This window comes from Bradyrhizobium sp. USDA 4503, from assembly GCF_054055815.1.
Genome location: NZ_JBSRXS010000001.1, coordinates 8,273,777 through 8,293,102 on the forward strand (window position 1 = coordinate 8,273,777; position 19,326 = coordinate 8,293,102).

At 60.1% G+C, this 19,326-nt stretch carries 11 protein-coding genes; 1 reads left to right on the forward strand and 10 read right to left on the reverse strand.

Features of this window, described 5'->3' with window-relative positions; all coding sequences use genetic code 11:
• Window positions 1-446: 446 nt before the first annotated feature.
• The 9 genes from ACVMIH_RS39000 to ACVMIH_RS39040 form a co-directional block, all read right to left on the reverse strand.
• Complete coding sequence (locus ACVMIH_RS39000; RefSeq protein ID WP_456865887.1) at window positions 447-1,805, reverse strand: condensation domain-containing protein; 1,359 nt, start codon at window positions 1,803-1,805, stop codon at window positions 447-449.
• Window positions 1,806-1,823: 18 nt separating this feature from the next.
• The gene (locus ACVMIH_RS39005) at window positions 1,824-3,071 is read right to left on the reverse strand and encodes an MFS transporter (protein ID WP_456865890.1); all 1,248 of its coding nucleotides are present in this window, start codon (window positions 3,069-3,071) and stop codon (window positions 1,824-1,826) included.
• Window positions 3,068-4,009, reverse strand: a complete 942-nt coding sequence (locus ACVMIH_RS39010) for a sulfotransferase family protein (RefSeq protein WP_456865893.1) — start codon at window positions 4,007-4,009, stop codon at window positions 3,068-3,070. Before ACVMIH_RS39010 ends, ACVMIH_RS39005 begins: the two co-directional genes overlap by 4 nt.
• Before the next feature lie 31 nt (window positions 4,010-4,040).
• Entirely contained in the window at window positions 4,041-5,348 is a 1,308-nt protein-coding gene (locus ACVMIH_RS39015) for an aminotransferase class III-fold pyridoxal phosphate-dependent enzyme (protein WP_456865895.1), read from the reverse strand.
• 21 nt (window positions 5,349-5,369) lie between these two features.
• Window positions 5,370-6,881, reverse strand: a complete 1,512-nt coding sequence (locus tag ACVMIH_RS39020) for an FAD-dependent oxidoreductase (RefSeq protein WP_456865898.1) — start codon at window positions 6,879-6,881, stop codon at window positions 5,370-5,372.
• 1,538 nt (window positions 6,882-8,419) lie between these two features.
• Window positions 8,420-9,079 carry a Crp/Fnr family transcriptional regulator gene (locus ACVMIH_RS39025; RefSeq protein WP_456865901.1) on the reverse strand — a complete coding sequence of 220 codons (660 nt, stop codon included), beginning with the start codon at window positions 9,077-9,079 and terminating at the stop codon, window positions 8,420-8,422.
• A gap of 1,443 nt (window positions 9,080-10,522) precedes the next feature.
• A complete protein-coding gene (locus ACVMIH_RS39030; RefSeq protein WP_456865904.1) occupies window positions 10,523-10,759 on the reverse strand; it encodes a hypothetical protein in 237 nt (78 codons plus the stop codon).
• A gap of 52 nt (window positions 10,760-10,811) precedes the next feature.
• A complete protein-coding gene (locus ACVMIH_RS39035; RefSeq protein ID WP_456865907.1) occupies window positions 10,812-11,930 on the reverse strand; it encodes a branched-chain amino acid ABC transporter substrate-binding protein in 1,119 nt (372 codons plus the stop codon).
• Window positions 11,931-13,162: 1,232 nt separating this feature from the next.
• Window positions 13,163-14,875, reverse strand: coding sequence for an MFS transporter (locus tag ACVMIH_RS39040; RefSeq protein ID WP_456827122.1), 1,713 nt, complete (start codon window positions 14,873-14,875; stop codon window positions 13,163-13,165).
• A gap of 680 nt (window positions 14,876-15,555) precedes the next feature.
• Here ACVMIH_RS39040 and ACVMIH_RS39045 point away from each other — a divergent pair.
• On the forward strand, window positions 15,556-16,815 hold the full coding sequence (locus ACVMIH_RS39045) for a Glu/Leu/Phe/Val family dehydrogenase (RefSeq protein ID WP_456827123.1): 1,260 nt from the start codon (window positions 15,556-15,558) through the stop codon (window positions 16,813-16,815).
• Window positions 16,816-17,018: 203 nt separating this feature from the next.
• Here the strand turns inward: ACVMIH_RS39045 and ACVMIH_RS39050 are convergent, their stop codons facing one another.
• Window positions 17,019-18,404, reverse strand: coding sequence for an acyl-CoA dehydrogenase family protein (locus tag ACVMIH_RS39050; RefSeq protein WP_456827124.1), 1,386 nt, complete (start codon window positions 18,402-18,404; stop codon window positions 17,019-17,021).
• Window positions 18,405-19,326 lie beyond the last annotated feature (922 nt).

A 19,326-nucleotide genomic window follows, 5' to 3' on the forward strand; every position in this document is an offset into this window, starting at 1 on the left:
TTTCAGATGCTTGAATCAGCACTACCAGCCGGCGCTCCAAGCGTTTAAGCGTCTGAACGGCTGCTGTATGTTCTGGGCCTCTTGGAAGCTGGTGCACTCGTTCGAACAAATGCCAAAGCAATTGCATGAGTTCGCGTAGCTCCTTGAGTTGGTCGGATTTCGTCACGCACTAGGCGCCGCTATTGTGTTTCATGCCGTGAGTTGATGCTCACGCCGTCCCTGGCCTCTTCCTTCTTCGAATGGGTCTGCATCTGGGGACAACTTGGTAGTAGCAGGCTCATTGAAGCTCCTTTTATCCATGCGAGCATAACTGCAGCAACTAATTATGCCGCGGGGTTTCCTCGGTCGTTCCGGGACGAATTAACCTCACGGCCAGGGCTTGGCAAGGACCGTGCCATCGCCAGCCCCGTGCAAAAAGGCATGTGAGGATGCTGTTTGCCTTTTCGTCAGTTCGAAAGTCGCGGCAGCGGACCAGCGCGACTGATGAAATGAGCGTGCGCCGCCACTTCAGCGAGATAGTCATCCACCGCGGTTCGCGCGAGGGCGCTGCCGGGGTGACGGAAGTGCACGGAAATTCCGTCCTGCCAGCGACTGATCCACAGGTATGTCTCGCAAGCATCAGAACTACGACTGATCAGAAATCGTGTTCGCCACTGTGGCCACAGGTCTGACCCGGGCACAGTGCGATTGTCCATATAAGAGACCATGAAACGGTCGCGCAGCGCGGTGCCGAGCAACTCCATCGCTTTTGGAAATGGCACCTGAGCGGTTTTCTTGGCTCGCTTGAGCTCGAGCCGCGCGGCACGCAGGAGTTGCGGCAACGTGCCAGCCAGGCAGAAACTCACCGGGCTCATCCCGACATACCATCCAACCGAGCGCATCGAGCGCAGATCGTACCGCGTGTGAAAGGGGGCAACGGCGAGGAATTCTTGTTGGTTTGCCAGTGTCTTTCCGGCGAGCGCCAGACAGGCGAATAATCCCGTCGTCGCGTTTCCGCCCTGGGACCTGCAGCCGCGGTCGAACTCAGATGCTTGTGCCGCATCGAGCAGCCACATTCGTCCTGTGCGTTGTAGGGTCCCCTCCGGCGCACCGAGTGGTAGCGGAAAATCCGGCAATTGACCGCCGTTTGCGTCGATCAGCTCGCGCCAGTGAGCGATAGCAGGATGATCATCGGTCAAATCGCTCAGGCGCTCTCGTTCGGATTCAGCGTGGTCCAGATAGCTGCTCACCGGTGCCAGCTCGGGCGCCACTCCCAGGATTGCGGCTGTGTACAGCTCGTGGATTTCGTATGGCACCAAAGCGATGGAGTAGGCATCGCTGACGGAGTGGTCGCAGGCCAAGATGAGGCTTGTCGATGTCGGCCGGGTGATCGTCACGAAGACATATGCCGGCCAGGACAGGGGCTTGGTCTCTGCGTCAAACAGCTCTTCCAGTAATTGAGCTATTTCATCGGGATCGGCGCAGACACCCACCACGGTTTTTTCAAGCGCTGCCGCGCCTGGATCAATCGTGGCACGACGAATTGCCGATCCATCCTTGACCAACCGGCTGCGTAGCGCCTCGTGCCGGTCGACCCAGCCAAGGATCGATTTGGTCAGCGCAGCGCTGTTGAACTCGCCCGGCAAGTCGAAGGCGGTGCCGAGCCAGCCGGGCCGGCCATCGTGCGCAAAGCGAAGATGGTCCTCCTGAACATGGGACGGACGGCGCGGGTCGGGCCGCCAGCTGACCGGGTCGGGAACGCTGACCCGCCACACCATCAGCCGACCCGGCTGCCGATCAGTATCGCAAAATTGCTTGATGTCCATGAAGGGCCGTCACGATGGTTACAGATGCAAGCTACGCATGCGGCGCAGCGGCGAGCGCCAGATCCAGACTATCGAGGCGGTGCCAAGCACACTGCTCGCCAGCAACATGGTGCGCAGGCTCGTTGCAGCAGCGGCCGCGCCGCCGACCAGTGCGCCCAACGAGCCCAGTCCCCACACGACGCTGCGGATGCTCGCATTGACCCGGCCTTGCAGGTGCTGTGGGACCAACGCATATCGAATTGGAACTTGCTGCACGTGGTAGAGTCCCTGGCCGATCCACAGAATGAATTGGGAGAGCGCCACGCATGCCACTGCTGCCCACCAGGGCCCGGTGAGCAGGCCTGCAAGGCTCATGCCTGCCGCGCTCACCGCCAAACCGGTCATTAATACGGGACCAAGCCCAATTGTCCGGCCCGCCCACGGTGAGCCCGCCGCGCCCACCACACCGCCGAGAGCGCCGATACCGAGCACCATGCCGACGATTCGGCTGTCGAACTCGAGATTCCTGATCAGATGCAGGAGAAACGCCGCAGAATACGCGTTGTGCCAAAAGATGAATGTGCCGGTGGCCAGGGTAACGGCCCTTAAAACTGGATTGCCGAACACACTCGCCAACCCTTCTGCCATTTGGACGAGCACAGTGCTCGAGGGGGCCGTTGAGCATGAGGCGGCACGCATCCGCACCAGCGAGAGCAACGCGGCGGCAAGCAGAAATGAGACGGAGTCGGCCAGGATTGCGGTTGGAGCGGAGAAGGCGTTGATGAGCCAGCCGGCCAGGAACGGACCTGCGGCCATCGCGGTCGCTTGGCTGAACTCCAATGAGCTCTGCGCCCGAACCAGCTGAGATCGATCCAGGACTGTGGGTATGCACGCCAGATAAGCCACGTCGGCGATCACCGCGGCCACCCCAACCAGCACGGTTGTCACGTACAGCTGAACCATTCCCAGATATCCAAGGCTGGCGCACAACGGAATGGTGGCGAGCGTTACCGCCATCACCACATTGGCCGTCAGAAGGATTTGTCGGTGCGGGAGACGGTCGACGATGACCCCGGCGAACAGGCTCACGAAAAGGCACGGTGCCCGACCGCAGGCCAGCAAGAGCCCCGCCTGCGCCGGTCCGGCATCCAGCAGGGTAATTGCAGTCAGCGGCAGCGCCAGCATGGTTACGTTGGAGCCCAGCAAGGAAATGGTCTGGCCGACGAGCAGCGCAAGGTAGCTGCTTGGCAGCCGGTGAGGCGCATCAGATCGGCGCCGGCGGCTCACGCGTCGCCAGACGGCGTTGAGGCGGACAGATAGCCTAGTCGGGCCAGTTCACTTCCGGCGATCTCCTCGAACTCCGAAATCTGAGCTGGCGTCAAATCCTGGACGTGGCGACCAATCCGCCCCTGATGCAGCGGCTTTCCCGCAGCCTCGGCTGCCGGATGGTCGTGCGGTTGTTCGAACAACGCGTGTTCGTATTCAGCGTGACGCAGCACGGCCTCGTCCCAAGGCAAGCCGAGGTGATCCAAAATCGCCGCCAGAGTAGTGCGGGGACTGCTTACCAGGTCCTCGTAACGCACCTCGAGGTAACGGCCAGGCGGCGCGATTCTGTGCGGCCGGGACACCACTTCAAACCAACCCTGCGCGGCATCGGCAATTGTTCGGTACCCCCAGTCAGGTACTGTCCTCAGATGAGAGGCGGCAACGTCGCGGCCGTCCCGCACGATATGCACGAAATGTGCACGCGGCCACAGGCGGGCGAAGTCGTCGATCCGGGTGATCTTCCGCTGCAGTTTCAATCCCCAGCGTTGCGCTCCGCTGCGCGCCCGGCGCAACTCACCGATCTCGTTGATGAGGTGGCATCGGTCGGCGAACGAGACAATGTCATTGCCCGTGACGACCATGACCTTGCCGACAAGTTCGCGCACGTCATCGAAGTCGAGACCGAAGCGGCGGCACTGCACCACAAAATGCATCCCGTCATACCAGAACGGATCGATTGTGCTCTTGCTTGCGCCCATGACCCACGAATCGGCGGCCGCAAGCTGATCGATGGCACCCAGAATGTGCGGCCCGAGGTTGGGCGGCTCGAGGAAGTCGATCTCTGGCCCGGCTACCAGATCCAGATGCGAGTCGAGCACGATACTCAGCAGCGTGGTGCCCGAGCGGTTGTCACCGCCGAGCAGCACCGGCGATGTGGAAAATGGATCCGGCTGCGACATGGGCTTGTTCTCTGTTCGACATGCGTGCTTGTCAGTGGACGGGCGCATTGAACCAGCGCCGAACCGCTCCCGGGGTGGCAACGAAATGATCTCTGGCGAACCGTACTGCAGCTGCGACTGGATCCGGGTCGCGAGCCGGGTTCTCCATGCGGGACAGCGCCGCCGGAAGGGCCTCTCCAGCTGCTTCGACGGCGGCCTGCACATCGGTGTCGGACACCGCCGCCGATGGCATAAAGCGTCCGCCATACTGCATCAGGAAGCCCCGTCCCCACATTTCCTGGAAGAAGGCATGGCCAAGCTCGGCGTCAGCAAATACGACGTCGAACATGGTGGGCCAGGCAAACGCCCATGCCGCGACCTGCTGTTTTGTGAAGACGCCGTTGAGCCCCTTGATCAATTGCTCGCCGACCTCACGCATCCGGGCCAGCGCGGTCCCGTCGCGCAAGGCGTGCAGGGTGCTCAATGCAGCGGCGAACGGGGTGACTTCGCGCTGGTAGGTGTTTCCCATGTATGTCTTTTCGGCCGCAGCGAGTACGTCCGCCCGGCCCGCGACTGCCGACAGCGCCATTCCGTTCGCCAGTCCCTTGCTCAGTGTAATCAAATCGGGCGTGAGGCCGACCGCCATGTGGTACCCGCCAAGGGCGTAGCGGAATCCGGTCATCACCTCATCAAGGACAAGCAGGGCGCCGTGCCGATGCACCAGCCTCTGCAGTTCCTGATGGTATTCTGGCGGGAAGAAGTTGACCTCCGGGGTGATGATCACCGCGGCGACGCGCTGGACACTTGCCAGCTCATCGAGCAAGTCGAGGTTGTAGCGGAAGTCCACGCTGTCGCGGTCCCGATTGGGCAGCCCCATTTCGGGGCGGTCCTGCAACTGCCAGTCATGCCAGCCGTGATATCCGCTGGTCAGTACATGGTTGATGCCCGTGAACGCGCGGGCAAGGCGCACGGCTGCGGTGGTAGCGCAAGATCCGGTGCGGAAAAACATTGAGCGTTCCGCGACGGGGAAGATCTCCGCCAGCCGTTCGGCCAATTCGACCCTGTGCACGGACAGCGGTCCGGGCAGAATCCCGCCGGTGCGGCGCATCTCAGCGGCTGCGTGCGCCACGACCGGCTCGTATCCGGCCCCGAGCGGCGCGGCACCGCTACAGGAAGTGAAATCGACGTATTGCTTTCCATTGATGTCCCATGCATGCGCGCCTGACGCGCGCGTCATCACGACCGGAAAACGCCTGTTGAGATCCCACTTCTGCGAAGCGGTGACGCGCAGGGCGCGTCGCAGTGCCGATCCATGCCCGTCGGTCGCGGTCACGGCGGCAGTAGGCGTGCTGATCGACAAAACCCGTCTCCGTTGCGCTCGTTACGTCAGCTGCGTGATTATTCTTCGAGCGATCCGCAGCGCGTTCGCCTGAATGGTGAAGGTCGGGTTGACGCCTCCGGCATAGGGGAAGAAGCCGCCATCCGCGACATAGAGATTGTCGATGTCATGCACGCGGCCCCAGCGGTCAACCACCGATTGTGTCGGATCGATTCCCGCCCGACAGCCGCCATGCAGGTGGCCGCTGCCGAACTGATAGTTGGAATCTTGATAATCGATTTGTTTTACCCCAGCTTCGGCCAGCAAGTTCGACGCATGTCGGGACAAGTAGCCTAGTCGGCGCTTGTCGAGGGGATGGGTCCGGTAATCGAGAATGATCTTGGGCAAACCCAGCCCGTCCCGGCTGGTGGCCAGCCGGACCGCATTGTTGCGCATGGGCTGATCGGCCGCCAAAAAATGCAGCCGTAGCCTTATCTCTCCGGAATCCGTGCGTTCAGGCTGACTTGCTTCGTAGATCATTCCGCCGAGCCCCGAAGGCGCCTCGTCGTCCAGGTAGTGATCGGACACCGCGACAGTGGAGAAGGGGTTGCCGGACTGGGGCGTGATCGGCGGATTCAACGTGGTCCTACCGGACACGTAGCCGCTGATCTTAAACGAGATGCCACTGCCTACCATGCCAGACGCGTTGCCGATGCCGTTGGGCGCTGCCTGTTGCGCCGACCGTAGGAGCAGGGCGGCAGACTGCACCGCGTTGCCCGCGAGTACCACGCAGCGGGCGCGGACCCGAGCGCGTTGTCGGTTGAGGGTGTCCACCCATTCCACCGAATCGGCGCGACTGACGTTGCCGAGCTCGATGCGGATGGCCTTGCTGCCAAGCGCAATCGTCAGCGCGTCCGGCGGCAGGGCGATACCCCTGAACGGCGAGCGTGCGTCGGCCCTCGCGCCGCTCGGGCACAGGTGTTCGTTGCATGGTCCCTCGCAGCGACAGGCTGGCCGGCCGCGATATGGGATCGAGTTGATTGCCAATGGAGTGGGGAACGGCAGCCGGCCCAGGCGTGCCCCGGCATCGGCGATCAACTGGCCCTGCACACTGTATTTGTGCGGTGGCAGAACGGGGGGATCGCTCGGAGGCTCGAGCGGGTCCGCTCCGGCCAGGCGGGCCACTCCCACGCGCCGTTCCAGCTCATCATAGAATGGGCGTAGTTCGGTGTAGTCGATCGGCCAGCTCGGGTCGAGCGCGTCCCTGGCCACATGCGCACGTGCGTCAAAATCGATGGCGCGACAGCGGAAGGCTATTCCGGCATATAGAGTCATTCCTCCGCCGGGTGCGCAAACGGTCCACGGACGCCCGAACGGCGTCAACGTCCCTGCCGCAGACTGCACCAGGGCGCTATCCATGCCATTTTGGACGCTCGCCAGCGAAGCGCCGGGAGGAAGTGCTCGACCTTCCTCAAGAAGGAGTACGCGCAATCCGCGTTGCGCGATCTCGTGAGCGACCGTCGAGCCGCTGGCGCCACTCCCGATTACGCATACATCAACAATATCGGCCGTCATTATCCCATCTTCTGGCAACAATATCGCCGATGCACAATCGCGCCGTATTCATTAGAGAGAAGGTGCCATCAAACAAGTCTCATCGCGAGTGATGAACGCGCGGCCGATCTATGCGATCGCCCCGGATTATGCGGTTTGGCTTCGCTCGTTTGCCAAGGACCATCGCCGCAAGATCGTACAATATGACGCCGCGTGCGATTCAAGCCCTTCGAGGCAGCAAATGCATGAGCAAGCGACTTTTCCAGAATGCAATTTTTGATCGATCTAAGAGCTCTCAAAGCAAATTGACCCACCTGTGCTCCCGCTGTGGGAACCAAACATATATTTTCGCGATCGAGAAGGCGCTCGCAAGTTCAGCTTCGAGACGCCATGCGGGGAGCCTTTAAGGCCGCAGGCGCTGGAATGCGTCGATCGGTCACTGCTCTCATATATCATCGTGCGAATTGTACGCGGTTTGATCGCAAGAGACTCAGCCGGTCCGCGTGATGATGGACCCACCAATGCAATTTCTTTCACAACTTTCCGCAATCATCAGATGCTGGCTAGAGCGACTCAAGCTGCGCCCTTCATAGACGACAAAAAAGGCCCGGCCTGATCGATGGCCGGGCGTGAGTCAGTCTGGGGGAGCGAGGCTGCTAAGCATCGCGCCAACTTCCGTCGACAGAGGGAGGACTGTCGGCGGTATTTGCGGCAAAACTTTCACCGCAAATTCAAACTGCGGAAGGATCAATGTCGGACAGACCTGGTGTCGATTTTTCCTCCTTTGCGTAGTCTCATGGACAATGATGATTGGAACAGTGGCATTGCTCTTTGCTGTACACATACCGACCGCATCGGCGTCATCATCTCATCACGGCAGCAACAGTAAGTCCCGTCGGGCATCCTCGTTAGCTGCTCTGAGATGGTACAACGTGACGCCGCGTGCGATTCAAGCTCTTTGAGCTGACCCGCATACAATTCAAGCTGATGGCCTTTCACAAGCAGCTAAGTGGTCCGAGGAGGGCAGACGTGCTTGTTGCGTTCGCTTTTTTGATAGTCTTGCACCGCGCCGCCATCGAGGCGCGTTGCGCGTCATGTTTTCCATGCGATCTCATGCCTGTTGGCCTTTACAGAGTCTGACGTGTTCTCTGATTGGCGGCCGAGAATCTTCAGCGCACCATTTGAGCGTCCTGTTAGCCCCGAATGACCCGGTCGGCGTCGCGGGGCGCAGCTCATTTGGCGCGCGCATCTCAGCCAAGGGCCAGAGCTGTGCTGGCAGCAGGGAAATCGCTCTGTGGCCCGCGAGCTCCTCGGCGATTGACGATGCAGATTTCTGGAGCTTGCTGGCGTTCCGCGAAATCCGATCGGCAACACCCATTCACTCGGCGAGATCGCGGCGGGGCGCTGGCCGGGTGGGCGAATTGCCCTGGATTTTGCTCACGAGCAGCGCATTCGCTTCAAAGCCAAACTACAACCGGCATTCGGTATTGCCTGTCGAATGGCGAGCGCCGCCTGAGATGTCTAGACAAAGCTGCGCAGGCAGCAACGGCCGAAACAATTCAGCGCATCAGATAGGAGGGACGGAATTCTGCAAGCAATTCGAGCCGATCTCGCTGAAGAAGATCAACAGCATGTCCGTTCCATTCAATGAGCTTCCTGCGCCTAAGCTCCTGGATTGTCCGATTCACGTGTACCGTCGAAAGGCCGCATGCATCGGCGATGTCTTGCTGTGTGAATGGAACATGGAAGCGACCATTGTCCAGAAGCCCGACGAGCTCAAGCCGCGCGGCGATCTCGCAAAGAAGATGAGCAAGCCGGGGCAGTGCTTCCCGGGAGCCAAGATTTTCGATCCATTCGCGGTAGATCGCCATATGAATCAACGTCTCCCGCCAAAACGCATGGGTGAGCGCAGCGGACTTTGCGAGGATATCCCTGAGGTAGGAGTGGGGCACAAGGGCAACGATGCTCCTGCCGATACTGCAGAGATCGCGATCCATTTCCGGAAAGTGAAGGGTGTGCAGGTCGGGGATGTCCCCAGGTACATAGAAGGACGTTATCTGATTTCGATCCGATGTCACCCTTTGGTGAGACAGAAAGCCGCCCATCACGACTGCACAGCTCACAGGCCGATCCCCCTGGCGCGCCAGGCACTCGCCAGGAGCAAACCGTTTGATGGTGTGAGGCATGCTTTCGAGCTTAGCTTGGTCTTGCTTGGACAAGCCCGTGACGCTCCGCAGACGCGCAATGAGCATTTGGTGCGGCAAGCAAACCCCGTTCTATCGCCGGGGTACGCCGATATCGACACCTATCCCCACCAGCCATGGCCGCGGCCATTCTGCACGGTTCCCCTTGATGTTCAACGTTTCTTCTACTCTCCTATTCGAGTTGTGCGCGATGTCTGGGGAGATAATGGATAGCCACAAACGTTCGGACGACGGCCTTCTGGTTGTCCCTTAAAGCTCGACGATAAACCGCTTACTTCTGCAGAACGACGAAGCATGGCGCGCGATCGCGTGAGCGCCGGGCTGCAGTACTCTCCAACCGAGCGTCAAGGCTTACGAGCGTGCAGCCAACGTCGGCTCGACACTGACGCCTTCCGCATCGCGCCTTGACGGTACCCAAGAAAGGCAATTCCGGTGCCGGGCAGCTCATCGGGCTACGCAAAAGGCGCACGTAATTTTCTGTCGATCATGAATGCGGGTCGAAAGGACGCCACCGAATGGGCGGTCGGATCTGAAGCCGCCGAAACACGACCGGCAGCCTTCTCAGCAGGAACGGCGTTCGCCTCGTCAGCGTAGCTAGAACGAGTGCGGGTCGATGCGCCTCATTGTCGACGTGACGTACAAATCAGGCTGGCAATGGAAACCCGAAGTGATTATTCGATCCGGCTGCAAGAGGACAAAGCTCGACGTCTCGGCCCTCATGCCAGGGAGTTTGTGTACGGAACGGCCCGATCTGTAGCGCAGATAACACATTACCACGGCTAGCGAGACAGTTGGACCGCTGCGTACAGTGTTTAGTGGCCTAGAAAGGCCGATGTGCCGGTACAATTACGGGCAACAGGATGTGCTTGAGCTGTCGTTCGCGGTTATTTGGTCGGATAGAGGGTCAAATGAATCATGCGGTCGGGAGCCGCCATGAATTGTCGACTACGACAGATGAAGAGCGTGAATTGGTGCTCTGCAGAGAGGAGATAGCACGTCTCAAACAGCTGGTCGTGCAGCTTTCTGAACTCGTCTTGCGCAATGTCACCGAAAATACAGAGGGCCGAAGGTCGCAATCCGGCTGACGCGATCGGCCGTATGCCGAATATCAATCCGCAGATGATGGACGTTAGACAATAGCCATTGTGATCCGCAGCGCGGCGTCCCCGGGGGGAGGGGAGCGGCCCCGCCCTTGTTCTTCATGGGGCGGGGCCGCGTAATTTCCGGTCGAACCGCTTCCTGGATCGATGGACATGAGTGATACGTATCGCACGGAAAAATGTAGGTCTGCAGGCCCTCGATCAGCCGATTCCTTTTGTCGACCGCTCATAGATCTACGTTAGACATGTCTAACAAGCTCCATTGCCGCCAACCCGGTGGAACGCGTTGAACCCGGATAGCGCGCTGTGCATCGATCGGGTAAAGGTCAACGATCAACGTTTGCATGCGGTGCTCGCTTTATGCCGATGGTGATTTACGGATACCAAGCTGCTCCACCGCGAGCTTTGATATCTCGGCTGGATCGCTAACCCCGCTTGCGCCGATCTCGATAACCTTCTTTGCGACGATTTCGGCGATAGGGTCGTCACGATCAACCAAGCAAAGCGAATGCAGTGTCCGTGCATAGGCCAAGCTCAGACATTCAATTTCTTCCGGCCGTAGCTTACTGCCCTGGAGTAATCGATCGATCGGCATTGATCATCGCTCCGGGAGACACGCCAGCTTTGATGCGTCGGCCTAAGATGCGTCAAAACGCGCTCGGGTTGGTCTCGCTGTAGCCGCCCTTGTCATCCCACCTGTAAACGACATAGTCGAGCTGCTTGATGTCACCCTTGGCATCGTATTCCAGCTTGCCGATCACCGTGTCCCAGGAGCCCGCCTTGATCACGTCCATCACCTTCCTCGGATCCGTGGTGCCGGCTTTGATTGCGGCCTGAGTCCAGACCTGCACCGCAGCGTAAGTGTAAAGGGTGTACCCTTCGGGATCGATATTCCTGGCTCTGAACTTACTGACGATGGCAGCCGCCGTCGGCTTCTTGCGTGGGTCTGGCCCGAAAGTGAAGAGCGTGCCCGCTCCAGCTGCGCCGGTGATAGAGGCAAATTCCTTGTCAGCCAGGGCGTCACCCGACATCAGTACGGTCTTCAGGCCCTGATCACGCATCTGGCGCAGGATGAGACCTGCTTCCTGATGATAGCCGCCGACATAGACGAGGTCGATATTGTCCCGCTTTAGGCGCGAGACAATCGCATTAAAATCCTTGTCGCCCTTGTTATAGGACTCGTAAATCTTCTCGATGACGCCGGCCTTGTTGAGGGCCCTCTTCGTTTCGTCGGCAAGCCCCTTGCCATAGGTGGTCTTGTCGTTGAGAATGCCGATGTTCTTGCCCTTGAAATGCTTGACGATATAATCGGCAGCAACCTGGCCCTGCTGGTCGTCGCGGCCGCAGACGCGCGCCACGTTCCATAGCTTGCGCTCGGTGAACAGGGGGTTGGTCGAGGCGGGCGTGATCTGCAGTACGTTGCCGTCCGCATAGGCTTCCGAAGCCGGGATCGACGACGAAGAGCAAAAATGCCCGGCAACGAATGGGATCTTGGCAGCAGCGATCTTCTCCGCGACCGATCGCGCCTGCTTGGGATCGCAGGCATCGTCCTCAATGTCGAGGGCGAGCCTCTTGCCGAGTGCGCCGCCGGACGCGTTGATCTGCTCCACCGCCATCTCGGCGCCGTTCTTCATCTGCCGCCCAAAGGCGGACTCGCCCCCAGTTATCGGTCCAGCGACGGCGATGGTGATGTCCTCTGCCAGTGCCGCGGTGGACAGCGCAATCAGTGCTCCAAACGCAAAGCCGATCAGCTTGAGTGATGTCATGGATGGTCCTCACAAGGTAAATACAGCGGCGAGTAAGTCGAGCAAAGCAAAGCGATCCCGGCGACGGCCAGCGCCTAAAAGCAGCCGAGATAAAGTCACGGTCGCGCATCGAACCCCCTTCGAGTGCACGGCCACGATGGAGCAGCAGCCCACCTTGAGCCGGTGGAGAAACAGTCACGCCGAACCATATAAAAGTTCGGTGAACGATCGGCAGGCAGCTCATCGCCCGAAAGCAGTACAACGACATTTTCTGATGCCGTTCCAGCAGAGTGATGAGCCGGGGCGCGTGCGCAAGGGTAGAGCTAGATCAACGAGCAACGTTAACGTACAAATCGTCCCGTCTCATTCTCGCAACGCGTTGTCCATCTCATATCGCCCGCCGCACGTTCAACGCACGGGCTGCCTTGGACGAACACTAGCGGAAACGTGCAGCCAGGAAAGTAATAGCTCAGTCCGCAACGTACAGAGCCCGCCGCGTCAGGAACGCGTACGCGAGAGGTAAGCGGTCCGGACGGGAGAGAGATGAGGCGAGCGTTCACATCGTCCGCCATTTGAAAACAATCAACATGTGTCACCGATATCGATGGAGGCGGACATGAGAGGGGCGCAGAGTTGTTTTCGCTGTCCCAGCTGCTGGCACGAGGGCATCGCGATGCTCTCGGCCTTAGCCGAGCCGCGACTAGGTCAGAATCTTGTCGGTCCTTAGAGATCGTCGAACTCTGGATACTTGATAGCGAGGCCAGCCTTCACAAGGCGACAAGGCAACCGGTGCCCGTTTCAAATGAAAGCAAAGACGAGCAGGCTTGAGCAGAGGAGTGCGAAGCTGGTTGCGGTCAGCGCGAGAAGACTACCGGAGACAAGGTCATGATTGCGCATGAATCACCCTCGATTGGACCTATAAGGAGGCACAGAGTTGCAGTTCGCTAAGCTGAATTCTTGGCGATTCTGGTTGCACCATTCCTGCTTTCTCTGCGTGACGGTGCATCTTTGCAGCGTTATTGCGCCGTAACTCGTTGAACCGCGGCGTAACAAGAGCGGATGGAGTTCGAAGCCCGTCAGGAATGCATCAGTGCTCGAGTGACACGGCCGGTGAGGCTGGCCCTAGTCAGGAGATCGGATTCGCTGGCGGGCTGCTCGCACTTTGAACTAGTCGTAGCGCCTGCCCGAAACGCGACCCACTGCATATTCGAGCACATCCGTCCGCGAAGGTTCCGGGCTTCCGACAAACCGGGTTACTTGGTCGGCCGAAGTGGCCGGCTACGTGCGTTTGCCACGCTTGCCATCTCCGGCCGCATTTCCGCGCTCGCGCCCTCGGGCGTGTCATCCTTCCAGCGTACCGAGCCGAATGGCCTCTCCAGCATGCGGCGGACACGTACCGGCGCAGGACCAATGTGGAAGTGAATGGCCCGCCGCTCCAGGGCGCGTTCCGACTGGGTCGGGCGGTTGCGCCAGCGCAAGTAGTCGAACCAGGTCGGAAAGTGATAGCGTTCGGTCCACAATTCGGGATCGGCGATGTCGCGCGCGATCGACCAGCCATAGGCGCCGTTGCGCTGGCGGGACAATTGCACGTCCTGCATGACGTTGTGAAACGCGCGGGCATTCTCTTGTGCAATTCGGTATTCGATCTCGACGACGAGCGGCCCGCTGCGTCCGGTCAAGGCGAGCCGTATTTCGGGATCGGCGAGCGGCTCAGGCTCTTCGCCGCGCGCGCCGACACGGGGCATGGGTAGCCAACGGCCGATGATTGGTGAGGCGAGCATCAAGGCGGCCGACGCCAGCAGCGCGGTTTCAACGCCGGCCGCGTCGGTCAGATGGCCCCAACCCCAGCTGCCGACGGCGATCCCACCTGAGCTCGCCGCTTGATAGGCTGCAAGCGAGCGTCCGGTCACCCAGCGCGGCGCCGACAGCTGCACCCCGATGTTGAACACCGCCCATGTCATCATCCACACGGCTCCAGCCAGGACCAGTGCCGCCGCGGTCAACACCGGTTGGCGGCTGAGCGCGACCGCGGCCATCGCCGCGCCCATGGACAACGCGCAGGCGCGAATCGCGGCCTCGCCGCTCATTCGTTTGCGGATCTCGGCGATGTTCAGCGCGCCGACCACGGCACCCAGGCCGAAGGCGCCGAGCATGATGCCGTAGGTCTGGGCGTCGCCATGCAACACATCCCGCACCACCAGAGGCATCAGCGCGGTAATCGCGCCGCTCCCGACGCCCGTTACAAGGGTGCGAAGCAATACGATCTTGATCGATGGCGAATTGCTGATGTAGCGCACGCCAGATACCATTGCGCGGTTCAATCTTTCAGGCGGCAGGCGTGAGGGGGCGCTGACGCGCTTCCAAAGGAACAACGCGGCCATCAGCGGCAGATAGAGCAGCGTGTTGAGCGCGAATGCGGCCACTGCACCGGCGCTAGCTACCACCACGCCGCCGATCGCCGGGCCGACGCTCCGTGCGATATTGTAGCTGATGCCATTGAGCGCAACGGCCGCAGGCAGCTGCGCTTCCAACGGCACTTGTTCGCTTACGGACGATTGCCACGCCGGTCCCATAAGCGCCATGCCGCTGCCGACCACGAAGCACAGTACGAGCAAGACGTCCGGTGTGGCCAAGCCAAGCCAGGCGACGACCGTCAGGCCGGTTGCGCCGGCGAGCGCAATGCCAAGCGAAACCAGCGCCACGATACGGCGATCGTACATATCGGCGATTGCGCCGGCTGGCATCGAAATCAGCATCACTGGCAGCAACAGCGCGGTCTGCACCAGCGCGACTTTGTCAGCCGAGGACGTCATCTGCGTCATTGCCCAGGCTGCACCGACACCTTGAATCAAGCTGCCGATATTGGACAGGAGGCTCGCAAGCCAAATACGGCGGAAAGTCGCATGCCGCAGAGGCGCCGTGATGCCGTCGGCGCTACGCGACTGGACTGTGGTTGAATCGGTCATGTCAGATCGTGATGATCTACCATGATTTGATTCTGATGCGGATCACAAGGATGTTCCTGGCGCAATATCGCCACACCCTGGCTTGGTCGTGAACGAGACGCGCCGATCGCATAGCGGTGTTCGGCTTGTTTTCCGATTTCTCCATTTCAGTAAGTACGCGTTCCTGGCTCACGGGGCGCTGTCGATCGGATGAGTGAGGTCCGCTTCGTGCGAATTCGCTCCAGTGCGTCGCTTGCATGGCCACATTGACAGACGATACGTGGCTTGCGCGCAAACTTTGTACGTAACGGACAAATGGGCGAAGTCCACGAGTGCGGAATCATTCGTCGCGAGATACGGTGAAGCGCTCCGTCACTGCTGGGGGCGCCGGAAGTCCATATCACCGACTATCGATAGTGCACATAACGATGCAGCGTTTGGCGGAACCTGCTTTCGGTCGGCAAATTGTTGCCTGTCGATGTAGGGCGCCCGGTCTGTCCCCATCCCGCGCGGCGAATCCTGCGGCCAAGGATTTCCATCGAGAACGCAATGTGGAGCAACAGATGGGCCGTCCGAGCCCGGGCCAACAATTGTTGTGTCACAGACAGCGGGTCTGTCGCGGACCGGATGAAATATTACAAAGCGACAATACCGAATCCACCACTTGATCCAGCAACTAACCGCCAACCAGGGAAGCGAACGTGACGGCATACCGTGGGCCAGTCTTTGACATGGCCGTAAAGCAATTCGAGGTCATCGCAGACTATCTATCCATACCGCGGGACGCGAGAGCCAGGATCCTGATGCCGAAGCGCGCGGTCACGGTCTCTTGTCCGATTCATCGCGATGACGGCACGACCGCCGTGTTCGAAGGCTATCGCGTGCAGCATCACCTGACGCTTGGCCCCACGAAGGGGGGCACACGGTTCGCAGCGAGCGTTGATCTCGGCGAAGTCGCGGCACTGGCAATCTGGATGAGCTGGAAGTGCGCATTGGTCGGACTGCCGTATGGCGGCGCAAAGGGAGGAATCAACATCGATCCAGCGAGCTTGTCCAGGCGCGAACTCGAGGCGCTTTCTCGTCGATATATGCAGGAGATGATCCCGTTCGTCGGGCCCCACACAGACGTGATGGCGCCAGATATGGGAACCAACGAGCAGATCATGGCCTGGTTCATGGATACGTACTCCATGTATCAGGGACGAACGGTTACGGAAATCGTGACGGGAAAGCCTGTCAGCGCCGGCGGAACCCTGGGGCGTCGGGAAGCCACAGGCAGAGGCGTTGCCCATCTGGCCCGTCGTGCTGCAGATGAGCGCAACATCCGTCTCGATGGCGCAACTGCGGTTGTACAGGGATTCGGAAACGTCGGCTCGATCGCTGCACTCGAGCTGCATAATATGGGAGTCAAAGTGATCGCGGTAAGCGATCACACCGGCGCGCTCTACCGGCGCTCGGGTCTCGATATTCCCGAGCTGGTCAGGCATGCCGCCTGGCACGGCAGCTTGAACGGTTATTCCAGTGAGCTCGCTTTCGATTCGATGGAGATGCTCGCATTGCATTGCGACATACTTGTTCCGGCCGCGGTGGAACGGGTGATCAACGACAAATTGGCAGGCAACCTGCGTTGCCGAATACTAGCTGAGGGAGCCAATGGTCCGACCACGCCAGAAGCCGATAGAGTTCTCGAAAAGCGCCAGAAAGAGATCTTCGTGATCCCGGACATTCTGTGCAACGCAGGAGGTGTCGTGGTTAGTTATTTTGAATGGGTGCAAGACCTTCAGCAATTGTTCTGGGAGGAGGACGAGGTCATGCGTCGGGAGTATCAGATACTGGACCGGGCGTTTGATCGGGTATTATCGCGAAGTGAGCGGGACGGGGTTTCCAATCGCACTGCCGCTATGGCCATTGGTGTGGAGCGGGTACGCGGTGCAAAGGAGACACGCGGACTGTTTCCGTAGCCTGTTCAAGTGTCTTCGATTTGGTATCTACTCGCTCGCATGGGCGTTCTGATCCACTTCGATCTGTATAGCAGGGGCCAAGTGCAAAGGCGGCTAGACTTGGGCCAAGCGCGCGGGATCGATCCTGTGCGTTCCCGCATCATGACGCGGGTCCGACGATTCGTTGCTGCGGGCCGTGCGGAGTTGCCCGTGGATGAACGACTTCATGGAAAGCCCGGCGGTGCGGAACTTCCGAGCAGGAGGCGGCCGGCGCTCTGAAGCGTGCCTTCGTTTAAAGCGGCGTGCTGGGCAACCACGAAACTGTCGCACATCGCGCGCGCCAGGTTGCTCGTCGTATAGAGCGATCCAGTTCCGGCGAGACCGCTCGCGATCTTGCAGACCTCAGCGCTCTGCCGAGCGGCGTTGGTCGCGGCGAGCCGCATCAGCGTCGTCGTGTTCGGCTGGACCGCGCCCTTCAACGCTTCCTTCCATAGCTCCTCGGTTGCATCATAGAAGAAAGCGCGGGCGGAACGCAGCATGGCTTCGGCTCTGGCCATCTCCAGTTGGATGTAGCCGCGCTCTGCCATCACGGGCGCTCCAGTAATCGAGGCGCGGCTTCGGGCCATGGCGATCACCTCGTCTAGCGCGGAGCGCGCAATACCGATGCCGACAATCGCATGCGCCTGCGCAGCGAAGGCCACTGACGGATAACGGTAGATCGGCCCGTCGAGTGTCGGCCGACCGCCGCGGATCAGAGTCCATTTCTCCGGCACAATAACATCGTCGACAACGACGTCATGGCTGCCGGTGCCTTGCAGGCCGATAACGTCCCAATTGGGACGGATTGTCACCTTCTCGGCCGGCATCACGGCTACACGTGCGAGACCACCTGTTGGATCATCCTCCACAGTGATCCCAACGCCTATCAGCTCCGCCCCCGGTGAGCCGCTGGCAAATGGCCACACGCCGTTCACGACAAACCCGTCGGCGCTTCGTTTAGCGGTCTGGAGCGGGAAAACCGCACCTGCGTACACCACGTCAGGTCCATTTGCGTATACTTCGCAAAGCGTGTCGTCTGGAAGAGCGGAGAGGTAGCAAGCGCCATCACCGAAGCTGGCGACCCAACCTGCCGATCCGTCCGCTTCGGAAATGCGCTCGATCAGGCGACAAAAGTCGGCCGGCGTTCGCTCCTCGCCGCCGAAGCGCTTGGCGGCCATCGCCCGGTAGACGCCAGCGCGCTTGAAAGCGTCGATGATGTCGTCTGGAAGCTTCTGCGCGCGGGCGAATTCGTTCCGACGCGCGCGAATATCGGCCAGAAGTGGCGAAAGATTATCCCTCGCCGCTGCCGAAACTTCGGTTTCTGGCGCGATCATCTCTGGCGGCGTGTTCATATTTGTCCTCGGTGTCTTGAGACGACCAGCGGCGCAGCAGCGTGGTTGATGCGGATTGCGCACGCATGGCGGAGCCCGCCGGATTGATTCCAGCCGGAGAAGATCGTCGATTGCGTTGATATCGAGCGTGATCGGATTGCAGGCGGTCTCCTCTCCAAGCCACATCCCGAACGGATCGGGCCAAAGAAATGGGTCTTGAGGGCCGGGAAAGCTGGTCAAGATGTGGCCTCGGCGTTGTATTGAGGCTGAAGCGGCCAATGAGACCATATGCGGCGGCGAGATCCATCCAACTCAGCTGGACTATGACTGCGAGGGTTGACGTCAGCGCATGTCTTGTCATGTCATCTCAAACTGGCGATTTTTCACACTTGGCGGCAGGCCACTTCAGCCCACGCCGCCAATTCCTGACTTGGCGCGCTCGAGGCCGCGGATCCCTTACCACTTCACCAGCAATCGACGTGCCATCAAACATGGTCCGCCAGCTGTGTTTGCACGGGGCGAGATCGCGTGGCACGAGCTGCGTTAGGAGGATTCGTGCGCGCTCTGCGTCTAGTTCCAGTCACTGTGTCATCAAGCGGACACGGCGCGAGGCGAACGAACTGAAATAGACCTTAACCGCGGACAGCCGACCTCAGCTATTTGCCGTTCATCGTAGCTTGGAACATGGTGTATCGCTGGTCGCAGCCAAGGTTCACGGCAGGGCTAGCGCAGTTCTGTACTTGTATCGAAGTTGGGCGAGGATCGTCCGCCCCTCGCTTGAGCTGTTGGTTGGAAGCGGACGGCAGACGCGAGGTGCTTGAAGCATGCGACGGCGGCTTTCGGCGCTGCCATTGCACCAAGGTCGCCACCTTAGGTGCTGCGAAAGTCCTCAGCTCATGCAGGCGACTACAGGGAGCGTCAACAGCCTTTTCGAGGTCCGCCAGCAGGTGATCCGCCTGTTCGTGGTTTGTCGTGGCGAACGCAAGGGACTCGCGCAGAGTTTGGCGTGATTCAACCTTTCGCGGCCGCCGGCGGCTCTATCTTCAGCGAACTGTCGCTGCTGATAGAGCCGCCGCAACGCAGGTCTTGGACGAAGCGATATTCTACTTCGTACATACCCAAAGGAAACTGTCCTGAGATCCCTTTTTGCGTTCGTACGAAA

Excerpts from the sequence above, each read along its gene's own strand:
- ACVMIH_RS39040 (WP_456827122.1), bottom strand. The coding sequence starts at position 14,875 with ATGACCGATTCAACCACAGTCCAGTCGCGTAGCGCCGACGGCATCACG.
- ACVMIH_RS39020 (WP_456865898.1), bottom strand. The coding sequence starts at position 6,881 with ATGACGGCCGATATTGTTGATGTATGCGTAATCGGGAGTGGCGCCAGC.
- ACVMIH_RS39030 (WP_456865904.1), bottom strand. The coding sequence starts at position 10,759 with ATGCCGATCGATCGATTACTCCAGGGCAGTAAGCTACGGCCGGAAGAA.
- ACVMIH_RS39010 (WP_456865893.1), bottom strand. The coding sequence starts at position 4,009 with ATGTCGCAGCCGGATCCATTTTCCACATCGCCGGTGCTGCTCGGCGGT.
- ACVMIH_RS39000 (WP_456865887.1), bottom strand. The coding sequence starts at position 1,805 with ATGGACATCAAGCAATTTTGCGATACTGATCGGCAGCCGGGTCGGCTG.
- ACVMIH_RS39035 (WP_456865907.1), bottom strand. The coding sequence starts at position 11,930 with ATGACATCACTCAAGCTGATCGGCTTTGCGTTTGGAGCACTGATTGCG.